Source organism: Chryseotalea sp. WA131a, from assembly GCA_025370075.1.
Lineage (GTDB): Bacteria > Bacteroidota > Bacteroidia > Cytophagales > Cyclobacteriaceae > ELB16-189.
The window spans coordinates 4,537,914-4,552,556 of record CP073016.1 but is presented as its reverse complement, the minus strand read 5'-3'; the positions used below and the strand labels follow the sequence as shown (position 1 = coordinate 4,552,556).

The window sequence follows — 14,643 nt, the reverse complement described above, 5'->3', positions numbered from 1 at the left end:
GACTAAGAACTGTTTAATTATAGTCTGTTTTTAATTTTCAAATTTTCAAATCAATTAATTGGCTAATTTCTTAAGCAACATCTCCTTAATCGGCTTCACAAACGTATCAATGTCTCCCGCCCCTACGGTTGCCAGCACTTCCACTTCCATGTCTTCCAGTTTTTGCATCACATCACTTTTTCCGCACCTCACTTTTACATTGCTGGTAATGTCTTTAAGCAACATGTCTGATGTTACTCCCGGTATCGGCTCCTCTCGTGCCGGGTAAATGTCCATCAACAATACTTCATCGGCCAAACTAAGGCTCTTCGAAAATCCTTCAGCAAAATCGCGCGTTCGCGTAAACAAGTGAGGTTGAAAAACAACTGTCACTTTTTTACCAGCATACATCGACTTTAACGATTTTAGAAATGCTTCGATCTCCGTGGGGTGATGCGCATAATCATCGATGTACACCAAATTGTTTTGTTTGATGATGTACTCAAATCTGCGCTTCACACCTTTAAACGATAATAGCGCCTCTCGAATAATTTTATCTTCTATACCCAATTTCTTGGATACGATGATGGCCGCCATCGCATTCTCCATGTTATGAAAACCAGGGACACCGAGCTGAATTTTCTCCATCTTCGCAGCATAGCCGTGAAAATCGAATTCAAAAAATCCTCGATTGCTCGAAGTAATATTGCCGGCAAAAAACTGTCCCCGGCTCATGCCATACGTTTCTTTTACAATGTTCACACCATTGGCCAACGAAGCCACCGACTCATGAATCACTAAATTGCCACCTGCGTTAATCTGTTTGATAAAATCTTTGAACGAAGTAAGCATACTCGCGTGATCACCATAAATATCCAAGTGGTCAGCATCGGCAGAGGTCACCACAGCTATCTGCGGAAACAATCGCAAGAAGGAGCGGTCAAACTCGTCTGCTTCTACCACTACCCACGTATCTTTATTCACTTCGCCTTCCATCACCAAATTCGATTCGTAGTTGGTAGTAATGCCACCTAAGAATCCAACCATGTTTACTTTCGCGGTTTTTAGGATGTGTGCAATCAATGAAGAGGTGGTGGTTTTACCATGCGTTCCGGCAACGGCAATCGTTTTATAATTTTTTGTGAGCAAGCCGAGCACCTCGCTTCGTTTCAAAATTATGTAGCCTTGTTCTTTCAAATAAGCGTGCTCTACGTGATTCTTTGGAATCGCTGGCGTAAACACCACCAATGTTTTTTCCTTGCTGATATAACCTGGCATCAACTCCACTTTATCATCAAAATGAATTTCCATTCCCTCCTCAATCAACTCATGCGTAAGCGGTGTAGGCGTGCGGTCGTAGCCGGCCACGCGCAAACCCTTGTGCTTGAACCAGCGCGCAATCGCACTCATGCCAATGCCGCCAATGCCCAAAAAATAAACGCTATCGTATTGCTCCAATCGCATGGTTTACTTTGTTCTCTTCATTTCGAATACCTAACATCTTCTCAATTTCATCCACTATATCCTTCGTTGCATTTGGCTTGCCCATGGGTGAAATGTTTTTAGAAAGTTTTTCACAACGGCTTTCGTCATACACAAGCTTCAATGCTTCACTCACCAATAGTTTGCTTGCGTCAACATCTTTTACCAACACGGCCGCCTGTTCGTTCACCAAGGCCATCGCGTTTTTTGTTTGATGGTCTTCGGCCACGTTAGGCGATGGCACGAGAATGCACGGTTTCTTCGCCAAGCACAATTCCGAAATTGACAGCGCACCTGCTCTCGCAACCACCACATCCGCGGCAGCGTAAGCAAAATCCATTTGCTTTAAAAAGTCAAACACACGAATTCTTCGTAGGTCTTTCGTTTCAATTTGTTGTTTGATGTTATCAAAATAAATTTTTCCGGTTTGCCAAATCACCTGCACACGCGCATCAATTAACTTATCAATGCCCGCTAAAATACTTTCGTTGATGGTGCGCGCACCTAAACTTCCCCCAATAATCAACAGTGTGCGCTCTGACGAACTGAAAGCAAAATGGCTCAAAGCTCGTTCTCTCTTTTCTTCCAATCGAAAGATGTCTTTGCGAACAGGATTTCCCGTGAATACAATTTTTTTCTTCGGGAAATAATTTTCCATTCCCGCATACGCTACACAAACCTTCGCCACTTTATCGCTCAATTGTTTGTTGGTCAATCCCGCATACGAATTTTGTTCCTGTATTAGGGATGGGATATTATTTTTTGTAGCAGCCAACATAACAGGGCCGCTTGCATATCCGCCTGTACCGATCACCGCATCAGGCTGAAACTTCTTGACAATATTTCCTGCCTTGATGTAACTCGAAATCAATTTGAAAGGGAACGACAAATTCGAAAGCGTAAGCCTGCGTTGAATACCACTTATCCAAAGCCCAATTATTTTGTAGCCCGCCTCCGGAACTTTTGTCATTTCCATTTTACCTTGCGCACCTACAAATAATATCTCAGCATTGGGATGGCGCTCTTTAAATTCATTGGCAATAGCCAACGCAGGAAAAATGTGACCGCCTGTGCCGCCTCCGCTAATGATTAATCGATATGGTTTTGTTGGTGTCAACTAGCTTATCACTTAATAAATATTTCTGCTCTCTTAATAAAAGGCCGCACGCTACATGCCGCAAGCCTCAGGCTTTTCATCAGAACTTCAATTTTCAAATTTTCAAATTGACTCATTTTCAAATTCTTAAGCTGGCTTCATTTCCAAATTCCTATCACTTGACTCTTCCTTTTCTGAAGATTTTTCTGTGGTTGCTTGTCCCCAGTTTTGTTCTTGCTCACCGCGACTCACACTTAAAATAATTCCTACCGACAGGCCAGTAAACACCATGGCAGTACCACCCATACTTATCAACGGCAATGGTTGGCCGGTGATAGGCCCAAGGCCTACCACCACGCCCATGTTCACCATCGCTTGGCAGACTAAATCAAAACTCAACCCGGCCGACAGCAACCCGCCAAATGCGCGCTCACTGTTGTATGCTGCCTTCATGCCGCGATGGAGTAAAATCAAATACAAAACCAACACCACAATGCCTCCAATCATTCCGTACTCTTCAATTACAATGGCATACACAAAATCAGAGTACGGGTGCGGAAGGATGTTTCGTTGTTCGCTGTTGCCAGGGCCTTTGCCAAATACTTCACCAGTAGCTATTGCAATGAATCCATGAGTTGCCTGAAACGAATAATTACTAGTAACAAAAGCTTCCCAGCGCTTCTTCACTGTTTCCCATCTGTTTCCAAAGTGAATTGCTGCGGCTCCCGCCAGTATGCCAACAAGCACAAGCATCGCGAGATACTTTACTGAAACTCGCCCGATAAACATTATAAGCATGCAAGTGGCAAAAAGCAAAACCGCTGTCGATACGTTCGTCAAACCGATTAAAGCGCAGATTACACCACACCAAATAAGAATAGGAATAAGGGTATCTTTGATATCATCTATATTTTGCTGCTTCTTTGAAAGCATACTAGCGAGATTAATAATCAGTGCCAAGCTCGCAAAATCGGAAGGCTGGAATGAAGTGTTGATGATGGGGAGCGTAATCCACCTTGCCGCTTCGTTAAGAGTAGTACCATATTTAAACGTGTACAACAACAGAGGTACACTGACCCACAATGCTAACCGAGAGATTTTTGAATAGTAACGATAATCAATCTTGTGAGCTAACCACATTGCACCAAGGCCTAACAATACCATGAAGGTATGTTTCAACAAATAGGACTCCGTACTCGCAGTGCGTTTGTAAGCTAGAGTACCAATAGAACTGTAAACTACAAGAATGCTAATAAGTGATAATGCAAACACTACTGCCCAAATGACTTTGTCACCTTGCAGGTTTTTATCGGCCCATTCTTTAATGCTACTTAGTTTCATATTGATTAATGTTTAACCAATTCAACTTCTTTCTTCAACTCCACAACCGCTTCCCTAAATTGAGTTCCTCTGTCTTCATAGTTTTTGAACAAATCAAAACTTGCACACGCTGGAGATAGCAATACAACGTCTCCTTGCTTCGAAACACGCAAGGCCATTTGCGCTAATTCTTTTACACTTTGTGTTTCGTATATCTCATTTACGACACCAGTAAATGCCTTCTTCAATTTTTCGTTGTCTTTGCCCAGGCAGATCAACACGCGTACCTTTTCACGCACTTGGTCTTCAATCAATTTGTAATCATTGCCTTTATCAATTCCGCCCGCAATCCAAACCAACGGACCCTTGTAACTTCCGAGACCATAAACAACAGAATCGACATTGGTCGCCTTTGAATCGTTGACAAACTCCACTCCATTTATAGTTGCAACTGATTCGAGTCGATGCGGAGCGTTCTTAAAGGTTTTTAATCCAACACGAACTGCTTGCTCGCTAACACCAGCAAACAAGGCCGCAGAAACTGCCGACATGGTATTGATTAAGTTATGCGGGCCTTTCAATGTCGTTTCTGACTGTGCAACTGAGAATGATTTTCCATTTACATTGAAATTCATTTTTGCTCCATCGTAATGCGAAGGTGTGGATTTATCTTGTAATGAAATTTTTACGCTATTTGGTGTAATTCTTCTCGCCTTCGCCTCAGTACCTGTTACTAAATCGTCTGCATAGTAAATGAACTGATTGTTAGCCATCATGTTCTTCACCAACCCAAACTTCGATTGGATATAGTTTTCCATTTTATATTCGTACCGATCCAAATGGTCGGGAGTAATATTCAACAAGATTCCGATGTCAGGGCGGAAGGTGGAAGTTCCATCCAATTGAAAACTGCTGATTTCGATCACGTACCAATCGTAATTCCCAAAAGCTACTTTCCGTGCCAAGCTTTCACCTACATTTCCCGCCAAGGCCACATTTAAACCAGCGGACTTCAACAAATGATAGGTCAATAGCGTAGTTGTAGTCTTTCCATTAGTGCCCGTAATGGCAATAATTTTTCCACTCAAGAATCGATACGCAAATTCAATTTCATCAATGACTTCAATTTCTGCCGCTCTTGCGTTCTTCACCACTTCTGCTTTCTCAGGAATGCCAGGGCTTTTTATAATCAAGGAAGCGTTTAAAATTTTACTCTCCGTGTGCTGCGATTCTTCAAATTCAATTTCGTTCTGGACTAGCTCCTTTATGTATTTGTCCTTGATTGTTCCAAAATCAGAAACAAAAACTTCGTAGCCCTTCGCTTTCGCCAAGATAGCTGCGCCTGTTCCGCTTTCACCTGATCCTAATATGACGACTCTCTCGCTCATCTTAACTTTAATGTTGCTAGGCTTACAATTGCCAATAATATCCCCACAATCCAAAATCGTGTCACAATCTTCGATTCATGTATTTGCTTTTTCTGATAATGATGGTGGAGGGGAGACATCAGTAATATTCTTCTGCCTTCGCCATATTTCTTTTTGGTGTATTTAAAGTAGGTCACCTGCACCATTACGGAAACCAGCTCCACAAAAAAGATTCCACATAAAACGGGGATCATCAATTCCTTTCTTACTGCCAAAGCCAACACCGCAATAATTCCTCCCATTGACAAACTTCCTGTGTCACCCATAAACACTTGCGCGGGGTAAGAGTTGTACCATAGAAAACCAAGGCACGCGCCTACAAAAGCAGTACAAAAAATAACTAGTTCACCAAGGTTAGGTATATACATAATGTTCAGGTACGTGCTAAAGTCAACACGACCTGATAAATAAGCGAAGATGGCTAGTGTTAGTCCAATGATCGCGGAGGTTCCAGCCGCAAGTCCATCAATACCATCTGTGATATTTGCTCCATTTGAAACTGCCGTAATGATAAATATTACAAAAAGAGTGTAGACGATCCATGTGTAATCAACATTCCACCATGATATTAAACTACTATAGTCAAATTCATTGTCTTTCAAAAAGGGTACAGTTGTCTTTGTGGATTTTACATCATATTCCGATTTTACGTAAGCAGGAATTGCAGCTATTTCAACGCTAGCGACTGATGGAGCTGACTTCTCACGGATAACAACATTGTCATTAAAAAAGAGTGTAAGCCCAACAATCAAACCAATGGAAACTTGTCCCACAATCTTAAATCGACCGGCCAATCCTTCTTTGTTCTTTTTAAAAACTTTGATGTAGTCGTCTAGGAAACCAATTAAACCCAACCACAAGGTAGTAGCCACCAACAAAATAATATAGACATTGTCCAACTTGGCCATCAATAATGTTGGAATCAAAATGGCAGCAAGAATAATCAAACCACCCATGGTAGGTGTACCTTTCTTTTGCATCTGTCCTTCCAATCCCAAATCGCGAATGTCCTCTCCCACTTGCTTTCTTCTCAGCATGCTAATCAAACTCTTGCCAAAGAAAATCGTAATCAACAACGACAACACAGCCGCCATTCCCGCCCGGAAAGAAATGTATTGGAACAACCCAGCACCTGGGAAGTCAAAGTTTCGTTCGATATAGTCGAATAGGTAGTACAGCATTTCTAATTCGATGATTCGATAATTTGGTGATTCGATGATTCGGTAGTTCGGTAAATAAAATTTTGCGCCTGTGTCATCTAGTCTCTTTTTCGGTTTTCATCAACGAATCAACTAATAATCGAATCAACTCATCAACGAATCAATTATTAAACATCTTTAACATTCTCGTCAGCACTTCTCTATCATCAAAAGGATACTTCACTCCTTTTATCTCTTGATAATTCTCATGGCCTTTGCCCGCTACCAGAATAATATCTTTCTCTTTCGCCAACATGCACGCTGTCTTGATAGCCTCTTCTCTATCCACCATCACCAATGTTTTCTTTGCATCAGTTGGGCCTACACCTACTTGCATCTCTTTGATTATTTCCATTGCATCTTCACTGCGTGGATTATCCGAGGTGAAAATTATTTTGTTCGAATATTTGCAAGCTACTGCGGCCATCAACGGTCGCTTGGTTTTGTCTCTGTCACCGCCACAGCCCACTACTGATATCACTTGCTCTTGCCCTGTTCGAAAATTTGTGATGGTCTCCAGCACATTTTTCAACGCATCGGGTGTATGGGCATAATCCACAATCGCGGTGAACTTCGCTCCAGGCATTACCAATTCAAATCGCCCGGGTGCAGTGGTGAGTGCCGACAACTTCATTAAAATCATCTCCTGATCTTCACCCAATAAACTGGCTGCACCATATACTGTCAATAAATTATAGGCATTGAAATCGCCAATCAACTTAAACCAAACCGTGCGTTCACCAATCTCCAACTCCAATCCCTCCATGGAGTTGGTAATGATTTTTGCTTTATAATCGGCCATTTTTTTGAGGCCGTAGCTATACTTTTTTGCTTTGGTATTTTGCAGCATAACCATGCCGCGTTTGTCATCAATGTTTACGAGAGCAAAAGCATCAGATGACAGGCCGTCAAAAAAACCTTTCTTAGCTCGGATGTAACTCTCGAATGTGCGGTGATAATCAAGGTGGTCATGTGTTATGTTTGTAAATAGTGCTCCAATAAAACGAATTCCTTCGATACGTCCCTGCGCCACTGCATGCGAGCTTACTTCCATAAAGCAATGCGTACATTTCTCTTCCAACATTTTCACCAACAATTCATTTATCTGAATCGGATCAGGGGTGGTGTGGGTGGCCGCTAGTTCTTTATCAACAATCTTATTCACAACTGTGGATAACAATCCGCAGCGATAGCCAAGAGATGAAAATAGTTTATATAAAAGTGTGGCCACAGTTGTTTTGCCATTAGTCCCCGTAACGCCTACTACTTTTAATTTGGAAGAAGGGTTGCCATAAAAATTGGAAGCGATGATGCCGAGTGCATGTGCACTTTCTTTCACGGTTACATAGGTGGCACTTTCTGCAATGCTGCCTGGTAATTTTTCAGCAACAATAGCAACCGCTCCGCTAGCCACTGCCTTTTCAATAAACACATGCCCATCTGATTGTGTACCCTTGATGGCCACAAACAACGAACCCGGCTGCACCTTACGGGAGTCAAAGCAGACATTCTTCACCTCCACATTCATGCTGCCAGAGGCGGACGTGATATTCACTCTATATAATATGTCTTTGAGCTCCGACATTAACTAAGTCTTAAATAGATTTTATTTCCCTTTGAAATTCGTGTTCCAGGCGAAAGCGACTGCTCCGCTACCCTCCCTTTGCCTTCATAAGAAACGCGCAATCCCGATTTCTCTAATAAATAAATTGCATCGCGAAACGTCATACCGATTACATCTGGCACGTGGTCTTTTATTACCATGTTTTTTTTCCACACCACCGCATTTCCATTCTTAGCAACTTTAATCCATTCTTCTTCAGTGGCCGAATGATTGGATACGCCCAACTCATTGCTGAGCATCGTCAACTCTTCTTGCTTGCCCGCGCGAAGTGTTGGAAATACGCCCGGTTCATTCAATCTCTTTTTTTCCATCGCTTGGTGGATGTTGATATCACGAGCATAAATATTATCCGCTATGTCTTTGAACACAGGCCCGGCCACACTATTGCCATATTGATAAATGCCGCGTGGATTTTTAATCAGCACGATAGCGGAATACTTGGGGGCATGTGCAGGAAAGTATCCTACAAACGAAGTGATGTATTTTTTTTCGTAGCGGCCATCTTTCAAAATTACCGCTGTTCCGGTCTTTCCGGCAATCTGATAGTAAGCACTCTTCAAATTCTTGGCCGTGCCGTTCTCTACCACACCTTCTAATAGCAAACGCAATTGACTTAACGTTTTGTTAGAGCAAATTTTTGAATTGAGTGTTTCGGTTTCAAATTCTTGTGTTGCTTTTTCTGCTTGGGTTACCGAGGTAACAAATACTGGTTTAATCATTTTGCCATCGTTGGCCACTGCATTGTACAGAGCCAGCGTATGCAATGGAGAAATTTCAAAACCATATCCATACGCCATCCACGGAAGTGTGATACCACTCCAGGCTTTGTCGGTTGGTCGAGTAATCTTAGGAAACGACTCACCATTGATTTGCAAGCCCAACGGTTTCGATAGTTTTAAATCATCTACATATTTCAAAAACTTAGAAGGCTTCGTACCAAAATGTTTATCCATCAATTTCGCCATAGCAATGTTGGAGGAGCGCTCAAACGCATCTTTAATGGTGATCTTTCCATAACCGCCTTCTTCGTGGTCGCGCACTTTGCGATTATAAAAGGTGTATTCACCTTTTCCGGTTTGGATACTGTCGGTCAATTCAATGTTGGTATCTTCTAACAAACTCATCATCGTTACCAATTTGAACGTAGAGCCTGGCTCGAATGAACCGCCTACGGCATGATTGAATTCTTCTTGAAAGCCACCGTTGCCATCAAAAGACAAATTAGAAATGGCTTTGATGTGACCAGTCTTCACTTCCATTACCACCACAGTGCCCGCATCGGCATTGTGCGCTTGCATGGCGCGGTACAAAGATGTCTCTGCCACGTCCTGCAGATTGACATCGATCGTTGTTTGGATATCCAACCCATCAATGGCTTTGATGTTATTACCATCAAATACGGGTTTCCAAGTTCCACCCGCAATTTTTTGAAATAATGCTTCTCCATCTTGGCCGCCCAATGCATTGTTGAAACTAAATTCCAAGCCTGCGCCTTTACCATCTTCATTTACAAAGCCAACCGTCCTTCTGCTTAAATTTGAAAAGGGGCGATAGCGAACGTCCATTTTTTCAAATAGCACTCCACCCTTGTAGCGACCTTGGCGGAAGATGGGCCACTTCATCATTTCTTTTTTGGTCTGATAATTTATTTGCTTGCGATTAAGTATGACGTATTGCTTACCCGAAGTGCGGGCATCAATCAACAATTCTTTATAGTCCTGTTTAGACCTATCTTTATAATATTTGGATAGAAAGTAAGCCAATGAGTCAACGCCCTCTTTAAATACTTCATCTTTTGCCAACGTGGGGTCGATGGCTACTTTATAAAAAGGCAAACTCGTAGCCAGCAAGCTACCATTATCAGAATAAATATTGCCGCGAGTTGCTTTTACTTTTTTATAATCGAAGTTAATTTCTTCGCTCATCTTTTTCCATTTCTCTCCCTGCGCAATTTGGATGTGACCAATTTTCGCGGCCACGCAAATCGCAAACACCAGCACTCCTAAAAAGGCCAGTCGCACACGGATCAATATGGATTTTTTAATGTTCAATCGTTCACAACAATTTTGTACGGTGGCCTTAGACTTTCCTTCAATCCAATTGCTTTTACCCTTCTCGCCACTTCACTCTGTTTACTGGCAAACATCACGTCTGATTTCAACGTGGTAAAGTCAGCACGCAAATCTTCAACTTCGGTTTGTGACTTATCAATTTGCCGAATGGTTTTCTCTGCATAATGTGTGTTGCTGATGTACACGAGGCTCAAAAAAACTACAAACAAAATCTTAGGTAGGTATTGAACCGGAAACCCTTCTTCAAAATAGCTTTCTAATTTTAAACGCTTCTCCAATACAGAAAACACACTCGCCCTGACGGTACCGTCAGGGCTCGTGCCCTTACCTGCTTTCGCCTGTGGCTTCACCCGCATTTCGTTTGTTTTTTGCGGTGGCTCAATCCTGAATTTGTTTTCCATTTCTTTTTCGTTTTTAGTTGTTTGTTATTCGTTGTTCGCGACTAACGAACACCTACTAACCAACAACTATATTCTCTCAGCGATTCTCAACTTCGCACTTCTCGCTCGGTTGTTTTCTTTCACTTCCTCCTCTGTCGCTTCTACTGGTTTGCGGTTCACCGCTTCAAAGGGTTTCAATTTGTTCCCATAAAAATCTTTCTCTACTTCACCGAACATCTTGCCTGTGTTAATGTAGTTCTTCACCAGTCTGTCTTCCAGCGAATGGTAACTCATTACCACCAACCGTCCATCTATATTTAATACCTCGCCACATTGGTGCAAAAAATCTTCCAGCGCTTGCATCTCTTCATTCACTTCGATGCGCAGTGCTTGAAACACCTGGGCGAAATATTTAAATTCCTTTCCGCGTGGTGCTACCGTCTGTAGCAAATCCACCAATTCCTTATTCCTTTCAAATTTCTTTACACTTCGTTGCTGCACCATGGCGTGTGCCAACGTTTTGGCATTCTTCACTTCACCATACATGCCCAATATCTTGTGCAGCTTCTCTTCGGGATAGTCGTTCAGCACTTTGGCTGCTGTCAACTTGCATTTCTTGTCCATCCGCATATCAAGTGGCCCATCAAATCGGGTTGAAAAACCGCGCTCGGCCGAATCAATCTGGTGCGATGAAACACCTAAATCGGCCAGCACACCATCTACTTTGCTTACCCCATTCAGCTTCAGGTACTGTTTCATATGCCTGAAATTTGCCTGACAAAATGTAAAAGAACGACTCTGAATATTCTCTGCCTGATTCTTCGCATCCTCGTCTTGGTCGAAGGCAATCAATCTTCCTTCCCGCAATTGCTCTAAAATCTTTAAACTATGTCCACCTCCACCAAATGTTACATCTACATAGATGCCATCGGGTTTGATGTTGAGACCCTCGAGGCACTCACTGAGCATGACGGGTTTGTGGTACATTAGCTGCAAGTTTTTAGTTGCGAGTTGCGAGCTAGCTGGTCACCATTCATGAGCTTCCTACCGTTGTAATGAAGCTTTGAAGCATCTTCTGCTCCTCGTCTATTTGATTAAGAATCAACTCCGTCAATTCCTTTTCTCCGAAGTTTAACATTTCAATCGCAGCCACTTGCGTCTCCAATTCGTAGGTTGACCCAAGTGAATACTCCAAAAATCTCACATAATCTTTTTTACTGGTTCTCGAACTGCCTTCCGCTATGTTCGATGGAATTGAAATCACCGCGCTAGTCATCTGACTTCGTAATCCATATTTCTCCTCCCTCGGCAATTGGTCGGCCAGCTTGTAAACCGATATCACTAGTTCCATCCCCTTTTGCCATATCTTCAGTTTCTTAAAGTTCTTCATCTGTTAAAAGCTCGACTACCAACTCATGATTTGTGAAAGGAAACTCGAAAACTCACAACTCATAGCTCGAAGCTATTTTTACTCATTCAAAAACTTCTCTGCCAACTTCGACAACTCACTTTGGTCTTGGATAATGTGCTTCTCATAATGGGTAGGGTTCCAAATCTCAACTTTGGTTCCTGTACCAACCAGCATCGCATCTTTTTCAATCTTCGCGTAGGTCAGCATGTTCTTGGGGATGAGGAAGCGGCCATTGCCATCTAACTCTACTGTAACTACCCCCGACAAAAAGTTGCGCTGGAGTTTGCGGTACTCTTCGTTGAACTCATTGAGACTTGAAATTTTTGAGAATACTTTTTTGAACTCCACCATCGGATACATAATCAAGCATGGCTCAAAGCCTCTGCGGATGACAAGCTCTTGCACGTCCCCGTCTGAAGCGGGTAGCTGAGCCTTAATCCGTGACGGCAGCACCAATCTGCCCTTGGCATCAAGTTTACTTTCGTATTCGCTGGTGAAGAAAGTCATGACTGTAGTGGTTGTCTATTTCTCCTAAACAAACGTAAGGAAATTTCTACCACTTTACACCACTTTACACCACTTTTTTACAATTTTTATCAAAAAAAATCCAAAAAATAGGATTTTGTGTCATTTCTCACCTAAAGATTAGACTGGGCCAAAGTAAAATGGACTAATCACCTGAGTAGAATAGGCTGTGGAAATGCCCTAAAAGCTAGAAATGGCTTTTTTGAACAGTAAGATAGTTTGACCAAACGGGCAATCATCATCCTGCCAAGGATGACAAGAAAAAGTCAAACGAGTACTTAATCGCTACTTTTTAAGATTGCAAAGAAAAAATTTGATAAACTAGAACATAAAAAAAAATTAAAACAGGTTTTTAGAGATGCCCTTAATGCTAGTAAGGTCAATAGTTTCATATTGTATTTTTTTTGTCTAGTAAATTGTCTGGCAAACTTGCTCACAACAATTGTGCTTATAAAACTTCCAGATCTACAAAATCACATTCTTAACTCACAATCTCTTATGTGCGTGGGCACGAGGAGTATGAGCGAATCGCCTGATTGAGCTTGCAATGAGTTCGCGTGTGGGCGCGAAAGGCCACTCAAAAAACTAATATTTCCTCTTTCCCGCAAAACTTTTTACCTTCATTACCCATCTTAACCGCAGAAACGCTCAAACCCTTGGCTGAAACTCTACTGGATATCGCTATGATGCATTCGGACTCCCTCATTACACGGGCCCGTGAAGGGGATAAGAATGCCCAGGGCAAGCTGGTGCAACTGTGGTACAAACGGATTTACAACTTTGCCTATAAATTCTTTTTCGACCACGATTTGGCCATGGAGGTATCGCAGAAGACGTTTATCAGCATGCACAAAAACATTGCGGGCTTGCAAGAGGTGGGCAGGTTTAAGAGTTGGATATACACCATTGCCGTAAACTACTGCCGCGAAGAAGCACGCAAGAAAAAGGCCACTCGCGCGATGTCGCTACACGACTTGCGGCCGGGCGAAGGGGAAGAAAGTTACCGGTGGGAAGAAAGCCATCACCGCAGCGAAAATCCGGAACGGCAACTGCGGCAATCAGAGCTGTCGGATTTGTTGCAAGACTGCCTACTGGAACTGAGTGTGGAGCAACGCGAGGTAGTGATTATGAAAGAGTACGAGGGGTTGAAGTTTCGGGAGATAGCTGAGACACTGAACATTTCGGAGAACACGGTAAAGTCCAGAATGTATTATGGGTTGGAGGGGTTGAAAAAGATTTTGGAACGAAAAAATATTACGAAAGAAACAATTGGGTATGAACTATAAACCAGATGAAGCAACGCTGATGGCTTACCTGTATGGTGAGTTACAGGCAACGGAAGCTGAAAAAGTGCAAACGTATTTGCAACAAAATCCCGAGGTATTGGCAAAGCTGCAAGGGTTTGGCAACGTTCGCGAACTGATGGGCCAGATTCAAAACAAAGAGGTCATTGCTCCGCCAATTTTTATGGGAGATGACAATGCAAAACCCCTGTGGCAAACGGGTTACTTTCGTATGGCATTGAGCATTGCTGCATCACTGTTATTTATTATGGTTGCAGGACGATTGTTAGGCACAGAAATCAATTACCAAAATGGTGAATTGAAAATCAGCTTTGGCGGAAAGAAAGAAATACCCAATGTGGCAAACGTAATGCCTTCGGTAACAGAAGAAAAAGTGCAGGCCATGATCGAAAGTTCGTTATCAAAAAACAATGAAGTATTAGAGGCCAGTTGGAATGAGGAGCAACAAAAACTCAGTCGCAGTATTGCAAATAATCTGGACATGAACTCCAAACGGATTGATGGGTTGATGAAGACAGCTTCGCAGGCAACGCAAGAAGAAGTGCGTGGGTTTGTGGCCAGCTTGCAAAATGAGAATTTGAAATTGATGAAAGATTATTTTCAACTCTCCAGCACCGACCAAAAGAAGTACATGGAAAGTTTGCTGGCCGATTTCTCAGGTTATTTAAAAGAACAACGCAAACAAGATTTGATGATGGTGCAAACGCGCGTAACTAGCTTGGAGAAAAATACGGATTTATTCAAGCAAGAGACAGAACAGATATTGGCGAGTATTATTTCAAATCCTGGAGGGAAGAATAAAAATAGTTATTGATTGAAAAGGA

The 14,643-nt window shown here is 42.4% G+C and carries 13 protein-coding genes; 2 read left to right on the top strand and 11 right to left on the bottom strand.

Features of this window, described 5'->3' with window-relative positions; translation table 11 throughout:
• Nucleotides 1-54: 54 nt before the first annotated feature.
• From KA713_20990 to mraZ, 11 genes are all read right to left on the bottom strand, one after another.
• Nucleotides 55-1,443 (bottom strand): UDP-N-acetylmuramate--L-alanine ligase, encoded by a 1,389-nt coding sequence (locus tag KA713_20990; protein ID UXE66874.1) that lies wholly within the window; start codon nucleotides 1,441-1,443, stop codon nucleotides 55-57.
• The gene (gene murG, locus KA713_20985) at nucleotides 1,421-2,578 is read right to left on the bottom strand and encodes an undecaprenyldiphospho-muramoylpentapeptide beta-N-acetylglucosaminyltransferase (protein ID UXE66873.1); all 1,158 of its coding nucleotides are present in this window, start codon (nucleotides 2,576-2,578) and stop codon (nucleotides 1,421-1,423) included. Before murG ends, KA713_20990 begins: the two co-directional genes overlap by 23 nt.
• Before the next feature lie 126 nt (nucleotides 2,579-2,704).
• Entirely contained in the window at nucleotides 2,705-3,898 is a 1,194-nt protein-coding gene (locus KA713_20980) for an FtsW/RodA/SpoVE family cell cycle protein (protein UXE66872.1), read from the bottom strand.
• A gap of 5 nt (nucleotides 3,899-3,903) precedes the next feature.
• Entirely contained in the window at nucleotides 3,904-5,265 is a 1,362-nt protein-coding gene (murD, locus tag KA713_20975; protein UXE66871.1) for a UDP-N-acetylmuramoyl-L-alanine--D-glutamate ligase, read from the bottom strand.
• Complete coding sequence (locus KA713_20970) at nucleotides 5,262-6,485, bottom strand: phospho-N-acetylmuramoyl-pentapeptide-transferase (protein ID UXE66870.1); 1,224 nt, start codon at nucleotides 6,483-6,485, stop codon at nucleotides 5,262-5,264. Before KA713_20970 ends, murD begins: the two co-directional genes overlap by 4 nt.
• 139 nt (nucleotides 6,486-6,624) lie before the next feature.
• Complete coding sequence (locus KA713_20965) at nucleotides 6,625-8,088, bottom strand: UDP-N-acetylmuramoyl-L-alanyl-D-glutamate--2,6-diaminopimelate ligase (GenBank protein UXE66869.1); 1,464 nt, start codon at nucleotides 8,086-8,088, stop codon at nucleotides 6,625-6,627.
• On the bottom strand, nucleotides 8,088-10,178 hold the full coding sequence (locus KA713_20960) for a transpeptidase family protein (protein UXE66868.1): 2,091 nt from the start codon (nucleotides 10,176-10,178) through the stop codon (nucleotides 8,088-8,090). Before KA713_20960 ends, KA713_20965 begins: the two co-directional genes overlap by 1 nt.
• Nucleotides 10,175-10,549: a hypothetical protein gene (locus KA713_20955; protein ID UXE69214.1), complete on the bottom strand. Its 375-nt coding sequence runs from the start codon at nucleotides 10,547-10,549 to the stop codon at nucleotides 10,175-10,177. The genes KA713_20960 and KA713_20955 overlap by 4 nt, the downstream gene beginning before the upstream one ends.
• Before the next feature lie 117 nt (nucleotides 10,550-10,666).
• Nucleotides 10,667-11,566 carry a 16S rRNA (cytosine(1402)-N(4))-methyltransferase RsmH gene (gene rsmH / locus KA713_20950; GenBank protein UXE66867.1) on the bottom strand — a complete coding sequence of 300 codons (900 nt, stop codon included), beginning with the start codon at nucleotides 11,564-11,566 and terminating at the stop codon, nucleotides 10,667-10,669.
• A gap of 46 nt (nucleotides 11,567-11,612) precedes the next feature.
• The gene (locus KA713_20945; GenBank protein UXE66866.1) at nucleotides 11,613-11,969 is read right to left on the bottom strand and encodes a four helix bundle protein; all 357 of its coding nucleotides are present in this window, start codon (nucleotides 11,967-11,969) and stop codon (nucleotides 11,613-11,615) included.
• Between the two features lie 78 nt (nucleotides 11,970-12,047).
• The gene (gene mraZ / locus KA713_20940; protein UXE66865.1) at nucleotides 12,048-12,497 is read right to left on the bottom strand and encodes a division/cell wall cluster transcriptional repressor MraZ; all 450 of its coding nucleotides are present in this window, start codon (nucleotides 12,495-12,497) and stop codon (nucleotides 12,048-12,050) included.
• Nucleotides 12,498-13,192: 695 nt separating this feature from the next.
• Between mraZ and KA713_20935 the strand changes: the two genes are divergently transcribed.
• Both KA713_20935 and KA713_20930 read left to right on the top strand, forming a co-directional pair.
• The gene (locus KA713_20935) at nucleotides 13,193-13,801 is read left to right on the top strand and encodes an RNA polymerase sigma factor (GenBank protein ID UXE69213.1); all 609 of its coding nucleotides are present in this window, start codon (nucleotides 13,193-13,195) and stop codon (nucleotides 13,799-13,801) included.
• On the top strand, nucleotides 13,791-14,633 hold the full coding sequence (locus KA713_20930; protein UXE66864.1) for a hypothetical protein: 843 nt from the start codon (nucleotides 13,791-13,793) through the stop codon (nucleotides 14,631-14,633). The genes KA713_20935 and KA713_20930 overlap by 11 nt, the downstream gene beginning before the upstream one ends.
• Nucleotides 14,634-14,643: the final 10 nt, after the last annotated feature.

What these genes read in the sequence shown, in the direction of transcription:
- rsmH (UXE66867.1), bottom strand. Translation starts at nt 11,566, where the DNA reads ATGTACCACAAACCCGTCATGCTCAGTGAGTGCCTCGAGGGTCTCAAC.
- mraZ (UXE66865.1), bottom strand. Translation starts at nt 12,497, where the DNA reads ATGACTTTCTTCACCAGCGAATACGAAAGTAAACTTGATGCCAAGGGC.
- KA713_20965 (UXE66869.1), bottom strand. Translation starts at nt 8,088, where the DNA reads ATGTCGGAGCTCAAAGACATATTATATAGAGTGAATATCACGTCCGCC.
- KA713_20945 (UXE66866.1), bottom strand. Translation starts at nt 11,969, where the DNA reads ATGAAGAACTTTAAGAAACTGAAGATATGGCAAAAGGGGATGGAACTA.
- KA713_20980 (UXE66872.1), bottom strand. Translation starts at nt 3,898, where the DNA reads ATGAAACTAAGTAGCATTAAAGAATGGGCCGATAAAAACCTGCAAGGT.
- KA713_20970 (UXE66870.1), bottom strand. Translation starts at nt 6,485, where the DNA reads ATGCTGTACTACCTATTCGACTATATCGAACGAAACTTTGACTTCCCA.
- murD (UXE66871.1), bottom strand. Translation starts at nt 5,265, where the DNA reads ATGAGCGAGAGAGTCGTCATATTAGGATCAGGTGAAAGCGGAACAGGC.
- KA713_20990 (UXE66874.1), bottom strand. Translation starts at nt 1,443, where the DNA reads ATGCGATTGGAGCAATACGATAGCGTTTATTTTTTGGGCATTGGCGGC.
- KA713_20930 (UXE66864.1), top strand. Translation starts at nt 13,791, where the DNA reads ATGAACTATAAACCAGATGAAGCAACGCTGATGGCTTACCTGTATGGT.